General features: G+C 42.3%; 20 protein-coding genes. 7 read left to right on the forward strand and 13 right to left on the reverse strand.

The window, feature by feature from the left end; all coding sequences use genetic code 11:
• Positions 1 to 7: 7 nt before the first annotated feature.
• The 8 genes from AC1XUE_RS09675 to AC1XUE_RS09710 all read right to left on the reverse strand — a co-directional run bounded on the left by AC1XUE_RS09675 (position 8) and on the right by AC1XUE_RS09710 (position 7,098).
• A complete protein-coding gene (locus tag AC1XUE_RS09675) occupies positions 8 to 526 on the reverse strand; it encodes a phosphoribosyltransferase family protein (protein WP_483355725.1) in 519 nt (172 codons plus the stop codon).
• A gap of 54 nt (positions 527 to 580) precedes the next feature.
• Positions 581 to 1,291 (reverse strand): glutamine amidotransferase-related protein, encoded by a 711-nt coding sequence (locus AC1XUE_RS09680; RefSeq protein WP_483355726.1) that lies wholly within the window; start codon positions 1,289 to 1,291, stop codon positions 581 to 583.
• 54 nt (positions 1,292 to 1,345) lie between these two features.
• Positions 1,346 to 1,492, reverse strand: coding sequence for a hypothetical protein (locus AC1XUE_RS09685; protein WP_483355727.1), 147 nt, complete (start codon positions 1,490 to 1,492; stop codon positions 1,346 to 1,348).
• 107 nt (positions 1,493 to 1,599) lie between these two features.
• Complete coding sequence (locus AC1XUE_RS09690) at positions 1,600 to 2,994, reverse strand: aldehyde dehydrogenase family protein (protein WP_483355728.1); 1,395 nt, start codon at positions 2,992 to 2,994, stop codon at positions 1,600 to 1,602.
• A 100-nt stretch (positions 2,995 to 3,094) separates the two neighbouring features.
• On the reverse strand, positions 3,095 to 3,868 hold the full coding sequence (locus AC1XUE_RS09695; protein WP_483355729.1) for a glucose 1-dehydrogenase: 774 nt from the start codon (positions 3,866 to 3,868) through the stop codon (positions 3,095 to 3,097).
• 196 nt (positions 3,869 to 4,064) lie between these two features.
• Positions 4,065 to 5,426 carry a glutamine synthetase family protein gene (locus AC1XUE_RS09700; RefSeq protein WP_483355730.1) on the reverse strand — a complete coding sequence of 454 codons (1,362 nt, stop codon included), beginning with the start codon at positions 5,424 to 5,426 and terminating at the stop codon, positions 4,065 to 4,067.
• 33 nt (positions 5,427 to 5,459) lie between these two features.
• The gene (locus AC1XUE_RS09705) at positions 5,460 to 6,083 is read right to left on the reverse strand and encodes a DUF4230 domain-containing protein (protein WP_483355731.1); all 624 of its coding nucleotides are present in this window, start codon (positions 6,081 to 6,083) and stop codon (positions 5,460 to 5,462) included.
• Between the two features lie 10 nt (positions 6,084 to 6,093).
• Positions 6,094 to 7,098, reverse strand: coding sequence for a bile acid:sodium symporter family protein (locus tag AC1XUE_RS09710; protein ID WP_483355732.1), 1,005 nt, complete (start codon positions 7,096 to 7,098; stop codon positions 6,094 to 6,096).
• A 207-nt stretch (positions 7,099 to 7,305) separates the two neighbouring features.
• Between AC1XUE_RS09710 and AC1XUE_RS09715 the strand changes: the two genes are divergently transcribed.
• Positions 7,306 to 8,133, forward strand: a complete 828-nt coding sequence (locus tag AC1XUE_RS09715; protein ID WP_483355733.1) for a glycoside hydrolase family 16 protein — start codon at positions 7,306 to 7,308, stop codon at positions 8,131 to 8,133.
• A gap of 53 nt (positions 8,134 to 8,186) precedes the next feature.
• Here the strand turns inward: AC1XUE_RS09715 and AC1XUE_RS09720 are convergent, their stop codons facing one another.
• Positions 8,187 to 9,359, reverse strand: coding sequence for a PepSY-associated TM helix domain-containing protein (locus AC1XUE_RS09720; protein ID WP_483355734.1), 1,173 nt, complete (start codon positions 9,357 to 9,359; stop codon positions 8,187 to 8,189).
• 264 nt (positions 9,360 to 9,623) lie between these two features.
• Here AC1XUE_RS09720 and ileS point away from each other — a divergent pair, with 264 nt between their 5' ends.
• From ileS to AC1XUE_RS09740, 4 genes are all read left to right on the forward strand, one after another.
• Positions 9,624 to 13,055: an isoleucine--tRNA ligase gene (gene ileS / locus AC1XUE_RS09725; RefSeq protein ID WP_483355735.1), complete on the forward strand. Its 3,432-nt coding sequence runs from the start codon at positions 9,624 to 9,626 to the stop codon at positions 13,053 to 13,055.
• Between the two features lie 153 nt (positions 13,056 to 13,208).
• Positions 13,209 to 13,655 carry a DUF6934 family protein gene (locus AC1XUE_RS09730; protein ID WP_483355736.1) on the forward strand — a complete coding sequence of 149 codons (447 nt, stop codon included), beginning with the start codon at positions 13,209 to 13,211 and terminating at the stop codon, positions 13,653 to 13,655.
• A gap of 22 nt (positions 13,656 to 13,677) precedes the next feature.
• Complete coding sequence (locus AC1XUE_RS09735) at positions 13,678 to 13,848, forward strand: hypothetical protein (protein WP_483355737.1); 171 nt, start codon at positions 13,678 to 13,680, stop codon at positions 13,846 to 13,848.
• 37 nt (positions 13,849 to 13,885) lie between these two features.
• Positions 13,886 to 14,665, forward strand: coding sequence for a 3-hydroxyacyl-CoA dehydrogenase (locus tag AC1XUE_RS09740; protein WP_483355738.1), 780 nt, complete (start codon positions 13,886 to 13,888; stop codon positions 14,663 to 14,665).
• Positions 14,666 to 14,760: 95 nt separating this feature from the next.
• On the opposite strand, the gene AC1XUE_RS09745 is transcribed toward AC1XUE_RS09740, so the two are convergent.
• On the reverse strand, positions 14,761 to 15,033 hold the full coding sequence (locus AC1XUE_RS09745) for a hypothetical protein (protein ID WP_483355739.1): 273 nt from the start codon (positions 15,031 to 15,033) through the stop codon (positions 14,761 to 14,763).
• A 116-nt stretch (positions 15,034 to 15,149) separates the two neighbouring features.
• Between AC1XUE_RS09745 and AC1XUE_RS09750 the strand changes: the two genes are divergently transcribed.
• The gene (locus tag AC1XUE_RS09750) at positions 15,150 to 15,311 is read left to right on the forward strand and encodes a hypothetical protein (RefSeq protein WP_483355740.1); all 162 of its coding nucleotides are present in this window, start codon (positions 15,150 to 15,152) and stop codon (positions 15,309 to 15,311) included.
• 8 nt (positions 15,312 to 15,319) lie between these two features.
• On the opposite strand, the gene AC1XUE_RS09755 is transcribed toward AC1XUE_RS09750, so the two are convergent.
• Positions 15,320 to 16,069 (reverse strand): DeoR/GlpR family DNA-binding transcription regulator, encoded by a 750-nt coding sequence (locus tag AC1XUE_RS09755; protein ID WP_483355741.1) that lies wholly within the window; start codon positions 16,067 to 16,069, stop codon positions 15,320 to 15,322.
• Positions 16,070 to 16,179: 110 nt separating this feature from the next.
• On the opposite strand from AC1XUE_RS09755, the gene AC1XUE_RS09760 reads away from it, so the two are divergent.
• Positions 16,180 to 16,728: a 5' nucleotidase, NT5C type gene (locus AC1XUE_RS09760; protein WP_483355742.1), complete on the forward strand. Its 549-nt coding sequence runs from the start codon at positions 16,180 to 16,182 to the stop codon at positions 16,726 to 16,728.
• A gap of 78 nt (positions 16,729 to 16,806) precedes the next feature.
• Here AC1XUE_RS09760 and uvrB read toward each other — a convergent pair whose 3' ends face one another.
• Complete coding sequence (gene uvrB, locus AC1XUE_RS09765; protein WP_483355743.1) at positions 16,807 to 18,825, reverse strand: excinuclease ABC subunit UvrB; 2,019 nt, start codon at positions 18,823 to 18,825, stop codon at positions 16,807 to 16,809.
• A gap of 167 nt (positions 18,826 to 18,992) precedes the next feature.
• Positions 18,993 to 19,841, reverse strand: a complete 849-nt coding sequence (locus AC1XUE_RS09770; RefSeq protein WP_483355744.1) for a cupin-like domain-containing protein — start codon at positions 19,839 to 19,841, stop codon at positions 18,993 to 18,995.
• Positions 19,842 to 20,026: the final 185 nt, after the last annotated feature.

The following is a 20,026-nucleotide window of genomic DNA, read 5'->3' on the forward strand; positions in this document are numbered from 1 at the left end:
CAGATATTTACTTCAGATATACGCCTTCTTTCTCGGAGTCAGTCAATATCACCTGAACATGCTCACTAATGGTTGTACTCAATGCATAACCTACATAATCCGCATGAACCGGAAAAAGGTGATGACTCCTGTCCACTACCACCGCTACCTGCACTTTTTTCATTCTTACCTTCAGAAAAGGCTCCAATGCAAAAGCCAGCGTTCTTCCGGTGTTAAGTACATCATCTGCCACTACCACGACTTTGCCTTCTACATCCGTTTCCTTATCAAAGTGAATAGGGCTTTGATGATGAATATTTTTGTCAAAACGTAATTCTATAAGTTGCACGTCCAATGGCGAAATAGTGCTCAATTCAGCAGTAAGTCGCTGTGCAAACGCATATCCCTGTCCTGCAATACCTGCAATGATAATGCTCTTTTCTTCGAAATTTTGTTCATAAATCTCAAAGGCAATACGACGAATCTTCTGGTTTGTCTGATGAGAACTAAGTATCTGGCGCCTGGACTCTGTACTGATTTCGGTCATGTCAACTACTGGTATGTAATAAATGTACTTGTAAAAGTAACAATCATCTCTTAACTATTTCAAAGCATCTGATACAAATTTCCGAACCCATTGGGCGAAAATCAGCTCATCAGAAACCAGATCAAGACTGATAATTCCCTGTTGTACTTTTTCGTGGCCTATCCTTTCCGCACGCAGTTCCATTAGTGCTTTATTGTAGGCACGGGGGAATTCAGGATGTGCCTGAACTCCTAACATGCTCTTTCCAACAGAGAACATAGCGTTGGGACAATGGCTGGAATAAGCCAAAAGTGTGCTATCCGCAGGAAGTTGCAGCACCTGATCCTGACACATCATCAGCAGATTAAGCTCCGACTGAGCAGGTTGCATCCACGGTTCTTCCTGCAACAGTTTCAATGTATGCATACCTACACACCACCCCCCGTCAGACCTCTGCACTTTTCCTCCCAAGGCTTCTCCGAGCAACTGATGCCCAAAGCACACACCGATATATACACTTCGTGAATGAAATATATTTTGTACAAAATCTTTCAGTTTCTCAATCCATGGCTCGTTGTCATAAACCGAACTTTTGGAACCTGTACAGATGTATACATCACACTCCCCAGCAGACTCCGGAAAATGCCCGTTACATACATCGTAGAAATTAAAATCCCAGTCAGGAGCAACCTGCAAAAATAACGCTGGAAACATCTGACGGTAATCACCGGCAATATGCACCAACTCCTCCCGTACATGATCACATTCCAGAAGACCGACTTTCATGAGTTAGCTTTGAGCGGTTGGTATTGATTTTTTAAAAACTGACATTACTGACTACTACTTCGTCTTTGATTTACCCTTCCTCCTTTCAACATCTGCACGGAGAACTTTTTCAAATTTATCACGTTCATTCCCTCCGATTTTACCGATATATTTATCTTTCATTTCAGCAAGTGAATAAATCTTTATTTGTTTAATTTCCATGCAGGTATAGTTTTAAGGTTAATCTTCAAGAAGCTGACTTTGACCTATTAATCAAAACTCCTCATCATTTAGTTCAAAACTTACAGCAAGAGATTTGCCAACAGCTATCAGCTGTCAACTATCTTCAAATGAAAGGATTTTGGCCGCGTCAAAGCTTCATATCCAACTATCGACAAGGTGCAACCTCTGCCCGAATTCTTAACGCCGGTCCAGGCAAGAGCAGGATCCAGATAGTCACATCTGTTCATAAACCATGTTCCGGTTTGCACCTGTTCACCAATTTCCAACGCCTTTTCCGTATCCTTCGTCCATATGGATGCAGTGAGTCCGTAAGCACTATCATTCATCAAACGAACTGCTTCTTCATCACTTTTAACAGACATAATTCCTACTACCGGACCAAAAGTCTCTTCGGTCATCACACGCATGGAGTGATTAACCTCTATCAATACCTGAGGGGCGAGATATGGTGACCCCGGCGTATTGGCAGGAAACAAATCGGGGTCAATAAGCGCCTTCGCACCTTGTACAACTGCCTCATCAATCTGCTTCTGAGCAAATGTTGCAGCCGAAGCTTTCACCATAGGTCCCAATGTTACTTCGGGATTGAGCGGATCACCAAGTGTGTAGGTTTTGATAAGAGCTACAAAGCCATGAACAAACTTATCATAGATATCTTCGTGAACATAGATTCGTTCCACTCCGCAACATGACTGCCCTGAATTAAAGAAAGCACCATCCACCAGATTCTCAACTGCATCCGCAATATCAGCATCTGCCCTCACGTACGCAGGATCTTTACCGCCCAGCTCTAAACCTGCAACAATAAATCTTTTATTCACTGCATTCTGAACCGCCTGCCCTCCTTCTACAGAACCAGTAAAAGCTACATAGTCAATACGTTCATCAGCAATCACTTCAGCAACCTGATCATGACTCATATGCAGATATTGAAAAACACCTTCGGGTAAACCTGCATATTCAAATGCCGCAGCGTAACGTTCTGCACATAAAGGTGTCTGCTGAGCATGTTTAAGAACAACCGCATTACCAGCAAGAATAGCCGGAATAACTGTATTGACCGAAGTAAGATACGGATAATTCCAAGGAGCTATTACAAAGACGACACCCAGTGGATCGCGTCGTATAAAACGTATGAAGCCTTCAAGTTCAGCAACTTGTACGTCGGCCAATGCTTGTTCGGCCACAGCTATCATATACCTTGCTCTTTCCTGAAAACCCTTTCGAATCTCATTAGCTGTATATCGGATTGGCCGCCCCATCTGATGTGTCAGTTCTAATCCGATCTCATCAGCATGGTCCAGAAAATAAGTGATGAATCTCTCGCAAATGGCCTTCCGCTCATCTAAGGCAGTTTTTCTCCATTCGGATTGAGCAGCCGCAGCCTTCGCCAATGTAAAGGAAATCTGCGATTCTGTGGCTAGTTCACGTTCAACATAAACCGAACCATCAATAGGACTTATAGTTTTTTGAATAGGCATAGGAACTATGGACTTGGGGATTAGGGCAAAGGGCTTGGGGCAAAGGGTTAAGTGTTAAGAAGATCCTTCCTTATACCCTATGCCCCCCTGCCCCATGCTCTCATACCGGTGTTACGTATGCAGATGTTATACCGCCATCAACCAGGAAATCAGTTCCTGTAACAAATGAAGATTCATCTGAGGCCAGAAATAACGCAGCATAAGCCATTTCCTTCGCCTCACCAAATCTGCCCATCGGAATATGAACCAGGCGACGCTGCTTTTTTTCTTCAGTGTCCAGAAATTTCATCAGCAATTCAGTACGTAAAGGTCCGGGACATAGCGCGTTAACCCTAATATTTTCACGTGCGTGAATAACTGCCAATTCTCTTGTAAGCGCCAGGACAGCACCTTTACTTGCCGTATAGGCAATCTGCGGTGTGGCAGCTCCAAGAATAGCAACAAAGGATGCTGTATTGATAATAGAACCGCCACCAGCACGCTTCAACGCAGGAATACCATATTTACATCCCAAAAATACACCTTTGGCATTGATATTCATGGTGAGATCCCAGATAGACTCTTCTGTTGTAACCGCATTGTCGTCATCACTGTGCATGATACCAGCATTGTTGAATATGATATTTAGCTTACCAAATTTCTCTTCAGAAAAGGCAACAGCAGCCTCACAGTCAACTGCCTTGGAAACATCTGAATGAATAAAGAACGCTTCACCGCCTGCTGTATTAATCTCGTCGGCAGTAGCTTGTCCGGCTTCATCATTTATATCAGTAACTACAATTTTCGCTCCTTCTTTTGCAAAAAGCAGTGCGGTTTCCCGGCCAATCCCTCCGCTACCGCCGGTAATAAGTGCAACTTTGTCTTCTAGGCGCATTTTTGTTGGGTGTTAATATGTATGGGTGTATATATTTTTATTACACAGAGAGCTACGGAGATTACATGAGGTACAAGGAGTTTTATTTTTGTCCTTAAAGCCTTGTTCAATCAAAGACGCTATTTCTACGCAATGAATCTTTAATAATAATACAAACTCTGCGGCTCTCTTTTATTCCTCTGTGTAACCTAAAAAACTATATCTGTTCAAAATATCTCTTCCTCTCCCAATCGGTCACCGATTTATCATAAGCCTTTTGCTCCGTCTTGAAAAAATGGCTGTAATGCTTTACCACATCTTCTCCGAATGCTTCTTTTGCAAAAGCACTGTTCTCAAATAGGGTTGTTGCTTCAGCCAGGGAATAAGGCACTCGCGGCAAATGAGCAGCCGCATAAATATCTCCAATGAAACATTCTGGTGGTTCGATTTTATTTTTAATACCATCCAGTCCGGATGCCATCGATGCCGCAAACGCCAGATAAGGATTGCAATCGGCCCCCGGAATCCTACATTCTATGCGAAGCCCATCGCCTTTTCCTACAACTCTGAATCCCGCTGTGCGGTTGTCATAACTCCAGGCCAGCCGGGTCGGAGCCCAGGAACCATCTACATAACGTTTATAGGAATTAATAGTTGGTGCATAAAATGGCATCACATCCGGAACGTGCTTAATCCAACCTCCGAGAAACCATTTAAAAATGGACGAACCTTTGACAGGCCCGATTTCCTCGTCTCCCACAAAGGCGTTTTTGCCATCTTTCCACAAACTCAGGTGCAAATGACTGCTTGAACCCGCCTGATCTGTAGCAAACTTGGCCATAAACGTCACGGAAAGTCCCATCGAATCAGCGATCTCCTTGAGACACTGTTTGTATACAACATGGTGATCTGCCATGGCCAACACTTCCGAATACCGAATATTCACTTCGTGCTGTCCCAATCCCCATTCTCCTTTTGAAGTTTCAACAGGAATACCTGATTTTTTCAAATGTCGGCGAACAACTGAGGTATAGTTTTCCGTACGGGTTCCTTGCAGAATATGATAGTCTTCAAGATAATACCCGGCTGGTTTCAAATTTTGATAGTGTTGTTCAAATGCCTGACGATAGCTATTTTCCAAGAGGTAATATTCCAGCTCAGAAGCGGCCTGACAGTTCAGTTCATGCGAGGCAAGTGCATCGATCTGCTTTTTAAGTACAGATCGAGGTGCGATATTTTCCTGCTGATGCGTTTTTTCATTGTGCAGATCGCACAGTATGACCGCCGTTTTATCAAGCCAGGATGCAAGGCGTAGCGTCGACAGATCTGGAACCATGTGAAAATCACCGTAACCCAGTTCCCAGTTTGCATAATCGTAACCTGGCACTGGCTCCATTGCTATATCTGTCGTCAGCAAATAATTACATCCATGTGTACCCGACTCATAAACGCTATCGAGAAAAAATTCAGCGTCCACTCTTTTTCCAAGGAGCCGGCCGTAATGATCGGTAAAGGCAACGATTACTGTTTCCAGCTGATCATCCTGCAGTAATTGTCTGAATCTTTCCAGTGTAAGCATAATAGGTTATTTACCGGGACTTGTTCAATTGTATCATCTCAACTTCTCTACACTTGCATTCATCGGAAATTTCAGAATCACCTTTTTCCCCGACGCTTTTTCCAAAATAGGAGTCAGGATTTTAGCTGCATTTTCTTCTGTCTGTTTCAGTATTCCCATATGAAGGGCGGATTTCTGAATCTGTTTTTCAGCTTGCTTGTAAGCATCCTGAACCAGCTTTGCCTCTTCCATAAAGGCATATTCTGTATTGTATATCTTTGATTTTTCGTGATCAATTTTAAACACGCACAACTCCGGTTCGGGCATATGAACAACCAATGTCTCCTGCTCAGAGGATATGTCAGCAATATTAATTTTGGTCAGATCCACACAACCTATTGCTTCCCCCTGCACAATCAAAACTGCTTTTGCATTAGGCAACCACATCTTCACGATTTCCTGCTCCACTACGTCTTTGAAATTGTATTTGACCAATTCAAGTTTTCCCATAGCAGTAATCTCCTGTAGTACAATGGTATGAACAGTCTCTGTTTGATCTTGCGAAGAAAATAAGCTTTTCAACCCACCACCATGCATCACTGAATTCCATATAGTACGAACTCCGATGACTAATACTATAATTATCGCTAAACGTACCAACCACGACACTATCCTCATAACTATTTTTCTATTTAACTAACTGGCTCTCTCTTTGCTGTCTGGCGATTCGTTGTGCAATGATACTGGCACAAATGAGTTGCAAGGCGTGATACAACATGATCGGCAATAACATAATGCCAGCTTGTGCTCCGGAGAACAATACTTTCGACATAACAACACCCTGTATTAATGATTTTTTGGACCCGCAGAATACAGCTGTCACTTCGTCTTCTTTGCTGAATCTCAGCATTCTGCAGAAAAAGGTTAACAAAAAGTAAACCGCAAAGAACATGGCGAGCATCCCTATTCCCAAAAATAAAATATCTTTCATTTCGAACTCACTGAACAAATGGTCTCCAAATGACTCACAGAATGAGGTATATACAATTAGTAATATAGATGACTGATCAAAATACCTGATGTAGGTTTTATTTTTTTCAGCCCATGCTCCCCACTTTCTGTTAAGTAAAATCCCCAGTGCAACGGGTAGGAGAACTTGTAAAGACAATTTACCTACTACTGACATAATATCATATTGACCAGATCCCGTATCCAGTACAACACCCATCCAAAGAGGAGTGATAAAAACACCCATCAAGCTGGAAATGCTTGCATTGAAGATGGCAGCAGGTATATTCCCACCAGCAATGGAAACCATCACAACAGAAGAAGAAACGGTGGATGGAAGTGTGGTCAGAAAGAAAATAGCAAGCCACATCATCTGATGATCTTCACCATGAAAGAACGGGCGGCATGCTAAGGCTAAAAGAGGGAAAAGTACAAAGGTGGACAAGTGCACCATGGTATGCAGTTTCCAATTGGCCAGGCCAGCTTTAAGCTTATCGGGACTTAGTCTCAAACCATAAAAAAAGAAAATCACCGATACAGCATAAGTGGATATGGTAATGAGCGGAACAGGACTTTCGCTCATGCCAGGCTCAGGCCAGATATAGGCCAGCCCGATCATGCTGAGCAGCAATAACATAAATCCATCCAATCCTGCTTTTTTCGCGATATCAAATACCTTGGCCATTCTTCAAAACTTCAAATTCGGGTAAATGTAAGTCATCTGAAACTTACGGCTAACTGATGTCAGTTAAAAGTATATTAAATAAAATGACTATTCAAGGATTTGGCCAATATTGCTTCAAACGGCTAAATCGGTGTATTTTGTAGATTACTTTCCGCGTTATTGTTTTTCTTTGCCTGAGTTTCTCACTTCTGTTCTTTAAATCTTAAAATGAAGTATTTCAAAAAACAATTATTACTCAGCGCTTTTTTTATGATCTCCCTAGCGCCTTCTCAGGCGCAGTGGAAACTAGTCTGGTCCGATGAATTCAATAAGGATGGAAAACCTGACCCGAAAAACTGGAAAGCAGAGCATGGATTTGTCAGAAACCATGAACAGCAATGGTATCAGGCTGAAAATGCATATTGCAAGGATGGAAAACTGATCATAGAAGCAAAGCGTGAGGCTATTAAAAATCCAAAGTACAAATCGGGTAGCGAAAACTGGAAAGAGAATAGGGAGCTTTCTGAGTATACTTCAGCAAGCATTATTACACAAGGAAAGCAAAGCTGGCAATATGGTCGGTTTGAAATGAAAGCAAAAATTGATACGCGTCCCGGAATGTGGCCGGCATTCTGGACCTTGGGTAACGACGGCGAATGGCCTGAGAATGGGGAAATTGATATTATGGAATATTACCGTGGCGATTTGTTGGCCAATACAGTACACGGATCCATGCAAAAATGGAAAGGAAACTGGCACACCACCAAAAAGCCAATATCAGAATTTAACGATCCAAAATGGTCAGAAAAATTTCATATATGGCGCATGGATTGGGATGAGAAAAGCATCAAGCTATATGTAGATGATATTTTGCTGAGTGATGTGGATCTTGAAAAAACTTACAACGACAAAGAGCCTAAGAAGAACCCCTTCCGCCAGCCTCATTATATGCTTTTGGGAATGGCGATTGGCGGGGACAATGGCGGAGATCCGTCTAACACCGAATTTCCTGCCAAATACGAGATTGATTACGTAAGGGTATATCAGAAAAAATAGCACATTCATAAGTAATGAAGCCGGAAGCAATCAACTTGCCTCCGGCTTCATTTTTATCTTTTCACTGCCAATTCTGGTTTGAGTGTCTTTAGCTTTTTCTTCGCAGGCTTCTTCTTTTTATTTCTTCCCCACCAGATCATAAAACCTGTAACCGGCAAACTTGCGCAAACAAGACTTGCCAGAAATGCCAGAATTTTCCCCGGCAATCCTAAAATAGCACCGACGTGAATATCATAATTCATACGTCTCAGTTTTCCTGCAAAATCTGCCTCACTGTATTTCCCTGAATAAGGACCGTTTGCTTTAATTGGTTTCAGGGTATGCTGATCGAAATAGGTATAGTCTACGTTGTAGTAAGTTCCTGACCGGAAATTCACATAAGAAAAAATGGACTCGGACTTTAGATGTGGTATTGAAATATTAATCCCCTCATTGTGAGGATACTGCTTTACAAGCGTCACCCAGGCCCGGTCAACAGATTCGATGGGCTGCGATACCAGGCGGGTGCTGGTCGTATCTGAAGTAGGATTGTAATAGACATCGGAACCCTCTCCCCCTGTCGCTGTATACACCGACTGCGAAAACCATTGAAATCCCCAAACCAAACCTGTTAGTGCGAGAATCAGACCGATTGCCATGACATAAAATCCAAAGACGTTATGCATGTCGTAATTTTTTCGTCTCCATGCGGCATCCCATTTTACCGAGAACCGTTGTTTTGCCGCAGCTTTATTTTTGGGCCACCATAGCACCAAGCCAGAAATCAGCATCACCACAAAAATTAATGTGGATGAAGCCACTACCGTCTGGCCAACCTCTGCAGGTAACCATAGATAGAAATGTCCGTGGAGTATCCAATGAAAGAAATCCTCATCTTCGTTCCACACTTTCTTTACTTCCGCAGTGTAGGGATTAACATAAACCACATAGTAGTATTCGGGATTAATATTATAGAATCCGACCTCTGCATTTCTACCAGCTACTCCATACAAAACCCCATTGGCTTTTTTGCCGGACATCACTTTCTCCGCACTGGTTTTCAATACTGAGGGAGGCAACACCTTGCCATTATGCGGCACCTCCGTATATCTGTACGGCTCTGTAAAGCTTTTTATTTCCTGCTCAAAAGCCAGGATACAGCCAGTGATGGATACCATGAATACAACGATTCCGGAAATAAGTCCAAGGTATAAATGGAGCTTTCCTATTAACTTCTTAAAAGTCATGGCTGGTCGATTACATTATAGATCGTGATGAGGACGCAAATCTAACTATACTAATTCTAAACAACAAAATACCTGTAGTTTGGGATGTTGAACTTACCTCATCCGATTTCTTTTAGAATAGTATTCACTCTTACCCTGTTATTACTATAAAAGCTGCTTATCCTTTCACCGAAAAAATCCGTAATTTTGCACTCCGAAAACTAGAAGAACAAATTCTGTTATAATCAATAAGCTGAAAGCGAACCGCTGAAAGCTCACTGCTATATGAAATACAACGAGTTTAAGAACCTGAGCTACCCGCAGATTGCAGACGATGTACTGAAATTCTGGAAAGACAATAAAATCTTTGAAGCATCGGTAGAGACGCGTGAAGGATCTCCATCCTTTACTTTCTTTGAAGGACCGCCATCTGCCAACGGAACACCTGGTATTCACCACGTTATGGCCAGATCTATCAAAGATATTTTCTGCCGTTACAAAACCTTACAGGGCTTTCAAGTGAAACGCAAAGGTGGCTGGGATACACACGGCCTGCCTGTAGAATTGCAGGTTGAGAAAGAATTAGGCATCACCAAAGACGATATCGGTAAAACCATTTCTATTGAGGATTACAATGAGAAATGCCGCCAGACCGTCATGAAGTTTACCGACCAGTGGAACGACCTGACTGAAAAGATGGGCTACTGGGTTGATCTTGATGATCCGTATATCACCTATAAAAGCGACTATATCGAAAGTCTCTGGAGCTTACTGAAAAAGCTTTACGACAAAGGATTACTCTATAAAGGTTACACGATTCAGCCTTACTCACCTGCAGCGGGAACCGGTTTGTCGAGCCACGAGCTTAACATGCCCGGCACCTATAAGGATGTAAAGGACACGACGATTGTAGCGATGTTCAAGGTCAAAAATCAGGAATCATATCCTGTGTTTGCCAATACTGCAGGACTGGACATCCGGATTCTTGCCTGGACGACTACCCCCTGGACTCTGCCTGCCAACTCGGCATTAACTGTTGGGGCAAACATTAACTATGTATTGGTTAAAACCTTTAATCCTTATACTTATACACCGGTTCATGTTGTACTGGCTAAGGATCTGGTAGGTAAATACTTCTCCGAAAAATACCAGGATGGCGATTTTGATGGCTTCGCGGAAAGCGACAAAAAACATCTTCCATGGTCCGTTGTTGCAGAATTTAAAGGAAAGGCTATTGAAGGGGTTGAGTATGAACAACTCATGCCTTATATACAGCCGGATCTGCCTGCTTTCCGTGTAATAGTTGGAGATTTTGTAACAACTGAAGATGGTACAGGTGTGGTACATACCTCTCCTACATTTGGTGCGGATGACTTCCGTGTAGCCCAGGCCAATGGTATACCTGCCATTATGGTAAAAGACGAAAACGGAAAGGATGTGCCTATCGTGGATCGTCAGGGAAAATTTGTAAAGGAGATTACGGATTATGCCGGACGTTATGTAAAACCTGAATATTACTCTCAGGCAGAACAGAGCGATCCTGAGTTCCGTGCTACTGACGTACTTATCGCGATCAAACTAAAAGAGGAAGGAAAGGCTTTCAAAGTTGAAAAATACGAGCACCCTTATCCACACTGCTGGAGAACAGACAAACCGGTATTGTATTATCCGCTTGACAGCTGGTTTATCAAAACGACTGCCGTTAAGGATAAATTGGTAGAATTGAATAAGACAATCACCTGGAAACCTGAAAGTACAGGTACAGGTCGTTTTGGCAACTGGCTGGAAAACCTGGTAGACTGGAATCTCTCACGCTCTCGCTATTGGGGAACTCCCCTGCCGATATGGCGTAGTGAATATGGTGAAGAAAGATGTATCGGCTCTATCGAGGAACTGAAAGACCTGCTTGAAGAAGCAATTATTTCAGGCCATTTGACCAGAGAACAGGCAGCACATAATTCGGAATACCTGTTGAAATTACAGCACGGTGATTTCGATTTGCACCGCCCTTATGTAGATACCATTGTCTTGATTTCACCATCCGGACATGTGATGCATCGGGAGCCCGATCTGATCGATGTTTGGTTTGATTCGGGAGCTATGCCTTATGCACAGTGGCACTATCCGTTTGAAAATCAGGAAATATTCAACGAAAGTTACCCTGCCGATTTTATCTCAGAAGGAGTGGATCAGACGCGCGGCTGGTTCTTTACGCTACATGCGATTGCGGGTATGCTTTTCGATTCCGTAGCATTTAAAAATGTAGTTTCTACAGGGTTGGTTCTTGACAAAAACGGGAACAAAATGTCGAAACGACTTGGCAATGCAGTGGATCCGTTTGAGACACTTGGCAAGTATGGTCCTGATGCAACTCGCTGGTACATGATCACCAATGCTGAGCCCTGGGACAACCTGAAGTTCAACATCGACGGTATCCAGGAGGTACAGCGCAAGTTCTTCGGAACACTGGTAAATACTTATAATTTCTTCGCACTTTATGCAAATCTGGACGGATATAACTTCCACGAAGCAGCATCTGTACCGGTTTCAGAAAGACCTGAATTAGATCGCTGGATTTTGTCCAAACTAAATACTCTGATTAAAGAAGTAGGCGAGCAACTGGATGATTACAACCCAACCAAAGCGGGTCGTCTGATTCAGGACTTTGTTACCGATCAGTTGTCTAACTGGTATATCCGTCTGAACCGTCGCCGCTTTTGGAACCCTTCAAGTGACCAGGGCACCGGCTTAACAGATGATAAAAAGGCAGCATACGAAACATTGCAGCACTGTCTGGTTACGGTATCTCAACTAATGTCACCTATTGCTCCATTCTTTGGAGAGTGGTTATATAAAAGTCTTACCGATGGAATCAGAGAAGAGGCCAAACAGGCAAACTCGTTGCTACGATTTGACTCGGTTCATCTGACACACTGGCCTTTGGTAGAATACAATACCATTGACCTGGATCTGGAAGAATCTATGGAAATGGCGCAGTCGATCAGTTCACTGGTTCACTCGATCCGTAAGAAACATAAACTGAAAGTTCGTCAGCCTCTTTCTAAGATACTAATCCCGGCGCTGACAGAGAAAACAAGCCGTCAGATCAGTCAGGTTGCTGCTATTATCTTATCGGAAGTGAACGTAAAAGATGTGAATGCCATCAACGACAGCGAAGGTTTCTTCCATAAAAAAGCGAAGCCAAACTTCAAGGTTCTGGGTAAGAAATTCGGGAAAAATATGCAGGCTGTAGCTGAGAAAATTAAACTCTGGGGAAATACAGAAATTGCACAACTTGAAAAAGACGGACAGTATCTGATTACAGATCTGCAGCCGGTCGCAGCTATCCTTCCGGAAGAAGTGGAGATTTACACAGAAGACGTTCCGGGATGGCTTGTAGCAAGTGAAAACGGCTTGACCGTTGCACTGGATATTACCGTTACAGAAACGTTGAGACTGGAAGGTATTGCCCGCGACTTTGTAAATCGTGTGCAGAATCTGCGTAAAGACAGCGGATTTGAAGTAACTGATAAAATCAAAATCACGCTTCAGAACAATGACGAGTTATTGGCGAGCGCAGTCACTGCCAATAAAGACTACATCTGTCAGGAGGTTCAGGCATTGGATCTTGATCTGGTAGGAGATCTGAATGGCGAAGCCAGTGAGATTGAAATGGATGAGTTTAACTTGAAAATGAAGATTGAAGTGGTGGCGTAAGATAGATTACACAGAGAGCCACAGAGGTTATAGGAGGTTCACCGAGATTAATTTCTCTGTGGACCTCTTTTACTTTTACTCATCATTAAACCATTGTGACTTACAATATTCTGCCAGTCTTAATGATGTGTTGCAACTGACTGATGATCTCTGATGAATTACGAACCTTATCCTCTTAGAGCTACTGATCAAAACACTCGCTTTCAGTTCCAAAGTATTGGGAAACGAGGAATCTACGAAAAAGTCATTTCATTCTCCCCTCTTAATGATGTTGTTTTTAATCTTGCTTTATTAGACTACAATCCTTCGACAGGTGAAGAAAATGACTTGTCTGTGACAGACAATGGTGATTTACACGAAATCATGGTTACCGTAATGAAAGCAATCCGCTTGTTTCTTGATCAGAATCCTGAAAAATTAATTTACTTTAAAGCAACTACAAAATCGCGTACAAGGCTTTATCAAATTGCGATAAGCAAAGTATATTCCATGATAGACGATGAGCTTACTGTAATGGGACAACGAAATCAAAGTTGGGAGATCTTTGAAACAAACATTCAATTTGAGAGTTTCTTAATTGCAAAAAAGAAGTTAACTTAGACATTCACATAACGCCTCTGCTATGAAAACGCTAGAGAAAAAGAAGTCAGCTAAAAGTTCAGTGACGAAGGATTTGATTATTGACAATTCCCTAAATAACAGAACAATTTCGAAAGCTGAATTAAAGAAAGTCACCGCAGCAAAGGAATTCCTAAAAAAGCATCCTATCCCTGAACACCTGCTCAGGAAATAAAACTGTATTGTTTTGACCTTGTAAAAGCCTGAACAATATGCTACTACAAAACGCTACAGCATTGATCACGGGAGGTGCTTCCGGACTCGGAGAAGCCACTGCCAGGCTGTTCCTTTCTGAAGGAGCTAATATTGTGATTCTTGATCTTAACGAGACTACAGGTAAAGCTTTGGAAAATGAGTTTCCTAACAGACTGAAATTCATCAAAGCCAATGTATCCGATGAAGTAGATATAAAACTTGCTATCAATAAGGCACTGGAAACATTTGGCTTCATCAATATTGTCGTGAATTGTGCAGGTGTCGCACCCGTAGGTAAAACGATTGGTAAGATTGATGGTATCTACAGTCCTCATTCACTGGAAGCATTTGAGAAAACCATTAAAGTAAACCTTGTCGGTACATTCAATGTCATCAGACTTGCGGCTTTCGCAATGGAAAAAAATGAGCCTAATAGTGGAGGAGAACGAGGCGTAATTATCAACACCGCTTCTGTGGCGGCTTATGACGGGCAAATCGGACAGGTTGCCTATGCAGCCAGTAAAGGCGGGATCGTTAGCATGACTTTACCTGTTGCACGTGATCTTTCCAAATCCGGAATAAGGGTGATGACCATCGCTCCTGGTCTATTTGAAACACCTTTAATGCTAGGACTTCCCGAAGAAGCACGGCTTTCTCTGGGACAACAGGTCCCATTCCCGCCACGTCTTGGTAAACCACACGAGTACGCACTTCTGGCCAAGTCGATCGTTGAGAATCCTATGATGAATGGTGAAGTGATTCGCCTTGACGGAGCTATAAGAATGGGACCAAGATAAATATGATGATGAATTGCACAGAATTGTACCGACTTAAATTACCCATTCTACAATGGTTGTTTCTGGCATTTTTGTCGGCTGGATTGGTCAATTCTTCATTTTACTACCAGTCGGTAAGGCCACTTGCACGAACTGAAAACATTCTTTGCAGAAGTCGTCATAAAATAGCCAATACCAAAATTGGTGTTTATCCGCTCAGGAGACAACGGAAATTCATTCATCAGCAATAAATCTTCAAATTCAGACTTTACAATTTCTGGCTCAGAAGCTGGAAACACTTCATAAACTCTCGTTTCTCCGTGATACAATTTTAAGTCCTTCCACTCTGTTTTGTTTTCCCTCCATCCTACCCAGATGCACAACTGCATCTGCTGAGCCTGACTTCATTTTTCGTCCATAACCTTGCATTTCGGTTTTAATAAATACCACTTCTGACATTCATTGTCGAGACGAAGCGGTATATCCATATTTTTAATGGCTAAAAATGAAAACAACTTTCATCTCTTCGACGGGAAAGTGGTTGAGAAGATTTGTTATGGCATTTATTTTGGGATTTTCTAATGTGTTGAATCAAGAAACCAGAATGATTGATGACACCTTTTTCCGTACAGAGCAAACTTCTGAGGATAAAGATGAGCATTCATAAAGAAGTTTCTAGATCACATTGATACCCATGTCACGATAAACCTTAAAATCACTACCATCGCCTGGCTGGTCCGTTACAATCGTTGTCAACTGACCGGTCGGGCACACATAAAAACCTTCTGCTGTACCCAGTTTTTCAACAGTCGATAATGCAATTACGACGCGTGATGATTCTACCATTGCTCTTTTTACTTCACTTTCTTCGAAGTCCGGACCTGTAACACCCAACTCGGGATGTATGCTACATATTCCCATAAAGCATATATTAGCTCTGAAGTTTCTAAAAAACCGGAGGGTATCACTTCCAACTGTTACAAATGAATTCTTCATAAGGCGTCCACCAGCAAACAAAACTTCAACCTTTTCATGCTCTTCCAGGATGTTAGCAATCGGAAAACTATTGGTTACGACAGTAAGCTTGATATCCTTAGGTAGCGACTGAGCAATCAGCAGCGCTGATGTCCCCCCATCAAAAATCACTAACTGATCGTCCTGCAAAAAGCTCAGTGCTTTATTTGCAATAATTTGCTTCTTTTCATTTCCATATCCTATCCTGTCTTTAAAATGATGCGGACCCGGAGAATGAGGAATAGCTCCTCCACGTACAGATTTCAGCAAACCCTGCTCTGCTAATTCTTTGATATCTCTTCGTACAGTATCTTCCGAAACCTGCAACATATTGCTAAGTCCGGCCAATTGTACTTTCTGATCAATATTTAATTGATGGAGAATAACTTGAAAACGCTCTTCTTTTAACATAACCTCATAATTATCTTGCAATTTAAGATAATGAATTGAAACACTATGCAGTATTTTGCAATATTTTAAATATATTTGACGCATAATATTGCAAATATAAATTGATTCGTATGAAAAAGACCATTGCAATTGACATGGATAATGTCATTGTCGATATTGAGACCAACTGGATCAGGATATACCACGAAGCTTTCAGTGTGAAAGTTGATAAGCGAGACTTATTGGGCAAACCTGAAGAAGAAGCGTTTCCGGATCCTGTGGCGGCAAGAAGTTTGTTATCCAAACCAGGCTTTTTCCGTAATGCCCCGGTTATGCCAGGTGCTGTTGAAGCACTTTTACAACTGAGCAAAAACTTCGAAATCTACATTGTGTCCGCTGCGATGGAATTTCCAACCTCACTTACCGAAAAATATGACTGGCTGGCTGAACACCTTCCCTTTATTTCCTGGAGAAACATCATATTTTGTGGAGATAAAAGCGTGGTAGTGACCGATTTTCTCATTGACGACCATCTCAAAAATCTGGATTTCTGCAAAGGAACACCCATTCTATTCACCGCATCACATAACATCAATGTGAACAGGCACCACAGGGTCAACAACTGGCAGGAAGCACTTCATTTTTTTGAAGAAACTACACTGAGTACTTCTATGAATTGACGAAAGATAGCTTTTGATCAGTTGGCAGCAAAAGAGGAATCTGGTGATTAGATTCCTCTTTTATTAAATAATTCTCTGTTAAGCTTTTTCCTTTACTCTCTCTTTTAATTGCATCAGCTCATCGCGTAAACGGGCTGCTTCCAGAAAGTCGAGATCTTTTGCTGCAGACTCCATCTTGCGCTGGGTTTCAGCAATGAGCTTGTTAAGATCACTTTTACCCATATACTGCACAACAGGATCCGCTGCAATACGTATCTCAGTCGGTTCAACATATATCTTTTTAGGCTTTGAATCGGCAACCGAAGTTTGTTCCATAATAGCCTCTTTCGACTTAAGGATTGTTCTGGGCGTAATTCCGTGTGCCAGATTGTATTCCAACTGTATGCTTCTACGACGGCTCGTCTCATCAATGGCCTGCTCCATCGACCCAGTCATCACATCCGCATACATAATTACCTTTCCGCGATCATTCCGGGCAGCGCGTCCAATCGTTTGAATCATGGAACGTACATCACGTAAAAAACCTTCTTTATCCGCATCCATGATGGCTACCAGCGAAACTTCCGGTAAATCCAACCCTTCTCTTAAAAGATTGACACCCACCAAAACATCAAAAACACCGAGTCTGAGTTCGCGCAAAATCTCTACACGATCCAACGCTTTTACTTCCGAGTGAATATACCGGCATTTAATACCTACCCGATCAAGGTATTTGCTTAACTCCTCTGCCATCCGTTTGGTAAGCGTGGTGATCAGCACGCGGTCACCCATTTCTATTCTCTTATTTACCTCCTCAAGCAAATCATCGATCTGATTTAAGCTTGGCCGTACTTCGATCTCAGGATCCAGCAAACCGGTAGGCCGTATAATTTGCTCTACTACAACACCTTCCGATTTCCTTAACTCGTATTCCGATGGTGTCGCGCTCACAAATATCGTTTGCGGCGTCATGTCTTCGAACTCCTGAAAAGTAAGGGGCCTGTTGTCCATTGCGGAGGGCAATCTGAAGCCGTACTCCACCAATGATTCTTTTCTGGATCTGTCGCCACCCCACATGGCCCGGATCTGGGGCATCGTAACGTGACTTTCATCTACCACCATCAGAAAATCTTCTGGAAAATAATCCAGCAGGCAGAATGGTCGTTGCCCCGGTAAACGGCGGTCAAAATAACGCGAATAGTTTTCTATACCCGAACAGTACCCTAGTTCACGCATCATTTCCATATCGAACTCCGTACGCTCTTTGACCCGTTCTGCTTCCGCAAGCCTACCTTCCGCCGTAAAATATTTGATTTGCTGCACCAAATCGTCCTGGATTTCTTTAATGGACTGATTGAGCACATCTCGACCGGTTACAAAAAGGTTAGCTGGAAAAATCGCTATTGCCTTATCATTTGAAATCTTTTTGCCGCTTTCCGGCTCAATACGCTGTATCTCCTCAATCTCATCCCCAAAGAAAATGACCCGGTAGGCAAAGTCGGCGTAGCCAGGATAAATATCCACGGTATCGCCTTTCACACGAAATGTCCCCCGACTGAATTCCAGGTCTGTCCGGCTGTACAGAATCTCCACTAACCTGAACAAAAACTGATTTCTACTTACAATATCTCCCAACTTCACACTCACAATACTCTTTTTGTACTCATTGGGGTTACCAGCTCCGTAAATACAGGATACTGAAGCAACCACAAGCACATCACGTCTGCCACTCATCAGTGATGAAACTGTATGGAGTCTTAATTTATCAATCTCCTGATTGATCATCAGGTCTTTTTCGATATAGGTATTGGTAGTGGAAATGAATGCTTCCGGCTGGTAATAATCATAATAGCTAATGAAATACTCTACAGCATTATTAGGAAAAAATTGCTTAAACTCTCCATACAACTGCGCTGCAAGTGTTTTGTTATGACTCAGAACCAATGTAGGCCGGTTGATCTCTGCGACCACATTAGCCACCGTGAACGTCTTTCCGGAACCTGTTACTCCTAAAAGAGTCTGAGCTGGCTCCCCGGCATTAATTCCGTTTAGAAGTTGTCTTATCGCTTCCGGCTGGTCACCGGTTGGTTTGTATTCAGAAGTCAGTTCAAAATTCATAACCTGATGGTAAATTATGTCTTATATAACGCAGATTAAATATAGAATAGTTTCTTATCTGATGGCGCCATCAAAACGTGTTTTATTTATATAGCTTGTATCATATAAAAACAATACCCCGGCAAAGTGTTGCCGGGGTATGATAAATGCTGGTACTCGTCTTCTGCTCAGTGCTGAAGAACCTGCTGCGCCTTTTCCTGCGCTTGTTTTTCCTTCCAATGCTGCCATCCCAAACCGAATATTTTAGTCATACTTTTATCTACGAAAGTATGACGGACGATATTCATCCCCCCACGCATGGCAGTAAATACAGAGTTATTTGCGCGTAATGCTAAACTGAAACCACCGTCAATATAGCGTATATAATGCCACCAAAGTGATGGAATGAAGATTGTTTCCCCGTGCATCAATGTTGTTTCATAACCTGTCAAATTCTTCATTGCAGGGAACTTACTGTAATCCGGATCAATAGGGTTGACCTTGCTCATTACAGTAAACGGATGATGATAAAGTTTTGCACTATCCTCGGGAGAAAATAATATCACCTGCTTTCTTGTATGGAACTGAGTAAGGAATACATTAGAGCAGTCCATATCATAGTGCAGATTTGTAATTGCACCCTGACCTCCGAAAAATACAAATTTGTAGGATTTTAAAAACCCGTCCATAATCGTTGGAAAAATAATATCCTTTTCCAGAGATGGCGCCTTCTTAAAAATGTCAAATAAAAATAAGCGAAGATCGGTAGGACCTGCTTCAATCGCTGAAAGGTACTCTCCGAACTTCATTGTTTTCGCAGTTTGAAAATACTTATCAGCATCGTGTACGTGGTTATCCACCAAAGGCACCTCTATTTGTCCGTGATTTTCTCTGAGCCAATCGAAAGTCCACTTTTGCATGGCCGGCCAATCCTTCATCAGGTCAGTAAAGACAACAGGACGGCTTGGTTTCAAATAATTCTCAATGAACTCCTCGCGGGTCAGTCCACTACGCTTTTCTATGGGCACTAATTTCATAACAGAAACGGAATTAATGATAAGCTACTAATATGAAGGATTACTAAAATTGAAGTTCGTTTCCACCGAACCTTTATTCTGACAGAATAAGAATTATACTAATCACTCCAACTGAAAACAGCTTTGAGCCCGGATACTTACTCTGGTCGAAATCCGGTTCAAATTTATTAAAGAGATTTGAGAAA

It is taken from the genome of Dyadobacter sp. HNCC25DJ187 (assembly GCF_056895255.1).

Excerpts from the sequence above, each read along its gene's own strand:
- AC1XUE_RS09675 (WP_483355725.1), bottom strand. The coding sequence starts at position 526 with ATGACCGAAATCAGTACAGAGTCCAGGCGCCAGATACTTAGTTCTCAT.
- AC1XUE_RS09680 (WP_483355726.1), bottom strand. The coding sequence starts at position 1,291 with ATGAAAGTCGGTCTTCTGGAATGTGATCATGTACGGGAGGAGTTGGTG.
- AC1XUE_RS09685 (WP_483355727.1), bottom strand. The coding sequence starts at position 1,492 with ATGGAAATTAAACAAATAAAGATTTATTCACTTGCTGAAATGAAAGAT.
- AC1XUE_RS09690 (WP_483355728.1), bottom strand. The coding sequence starts at position 2,994 with ATGCCTATTCAAAAAACTATAAGTCCTATTGATGGTTCGGTTTATGTT.
- AC1XUE_RS09695 (WP_483355729.1), bottom strand. The coding sequence starts at position 3,868 with ATGCGCCTAGAAGACAAAGTTGCACTTATTACCGGCGGTAGCGGAGGG.
- AC1XUE_RS09700 (WP_483355730.1), bottom strand. The coding sequence starts at position 5,426 with ATGCTTACACTGGAAAGATTCAGACAATTACTGCAGGATGATCAGCTG.
- AC1XUE_RS09705 (WP_483355731.1), bottom strand. The coding sequence starts at position 6,083 with ATGAGGATAGTGTCGTGGTTGGTACGTTTAGCGATAATTATAGTATTA.
- AC1XUE_RS09710 (WP_483355732.1), bottom strand. The coding sequence starts at position 7,098 with ATGGCCAAGGTATTTGATATCGCGAAAAAAGCAGGATTGGATGGATTT.
- AC1XUE_RS09715 (WP_483355733.1), top strand. The coding sequence starts at position 7,306 with ATGAAGTATTTCAAAAAACAATTATTACTCAGCGCTTTTTTTATGATC.
- AC1XUE_RS09720 (WP_483355734.1), bottom strand. The coding sequence starts at position 9,359 with ATGACTTTTAAGAAGTTAATAGGAAAGCTCCATTTATACCTTGGACTT.
- ileS (WP_483355735.1), top strand. The coding sequence starts at position 9,624 with ATGAAATACAACGAGTTTAAGAACCTGAGCTACCCGCAGATTGCAGAC.
- AC1XUE_RS09730 (WP_483355736.1), top strand. The coding sequence starts at position 13,209 with ATGAATTACGAACCTTATCCTCTTAGAGCTACTGATCAAAACACTCGC.
- AC1XUE_RS09735 (WP_483355737.1), top strand. The coding sequence starts at position 13,678 with ATGAAAACGCTAGAGAAAAAGAAGTCAGCTAAAAGTTCAGTGACGAAG.
- AC1XUE_RS09740 (WP_483355738.1), top strand. The coding sequence starts at position 13,886 with ATGCTACTACAAAACGCTACAGCATTGATCACGGGAGGTGCTTCCGGA.
- AC1XUE_RS09745 (WP_483355739.1), bottom strand. The coding sequence starts at position 15,033 with ATGCAGTTGTGCATCTGGGTAGGATGGAGGGAAAACAAAACAGAGTGG.
- AC1XUE_RS09750 (WP_483355740.1), top strand. The coding sequence starts at position 15,150 with ATGAAAACAACTTTCATCTCTTCGACGGGAAAGTGGTTGAGAAGATTT.
- AC1XUE_RS09755 (WP_483355741.1), bottom strand. The coding sequence starts at position 16,069 with ATGTTAAAAGAAGAGCGTTTTCAAGTTATTCTCCATCAATTAAATATT.
- AC1XUE_RS09760 (WP_483355742.1), top strand. The coding sequence starts at position 16,180 with ATGAAAAAGACCATTGCAATTGACATGGATAATGTCATTGTCGATATT.
- uvrB (WP_483355743.1), bottom strand. The coding sequence starts at position 18,825 with ATGAATTTTGAACTGACTTCTGAATACAAACCAACCGGTGACCAGCCG.
- AC1XUE_RS09770 (WP_483355744.1), bottom strand. The coding sequence starts at position 19,841 with ATGAAATTAGTGCCCATAGAAAAGCGTAGTGGACTGACCCGCGAGGAG.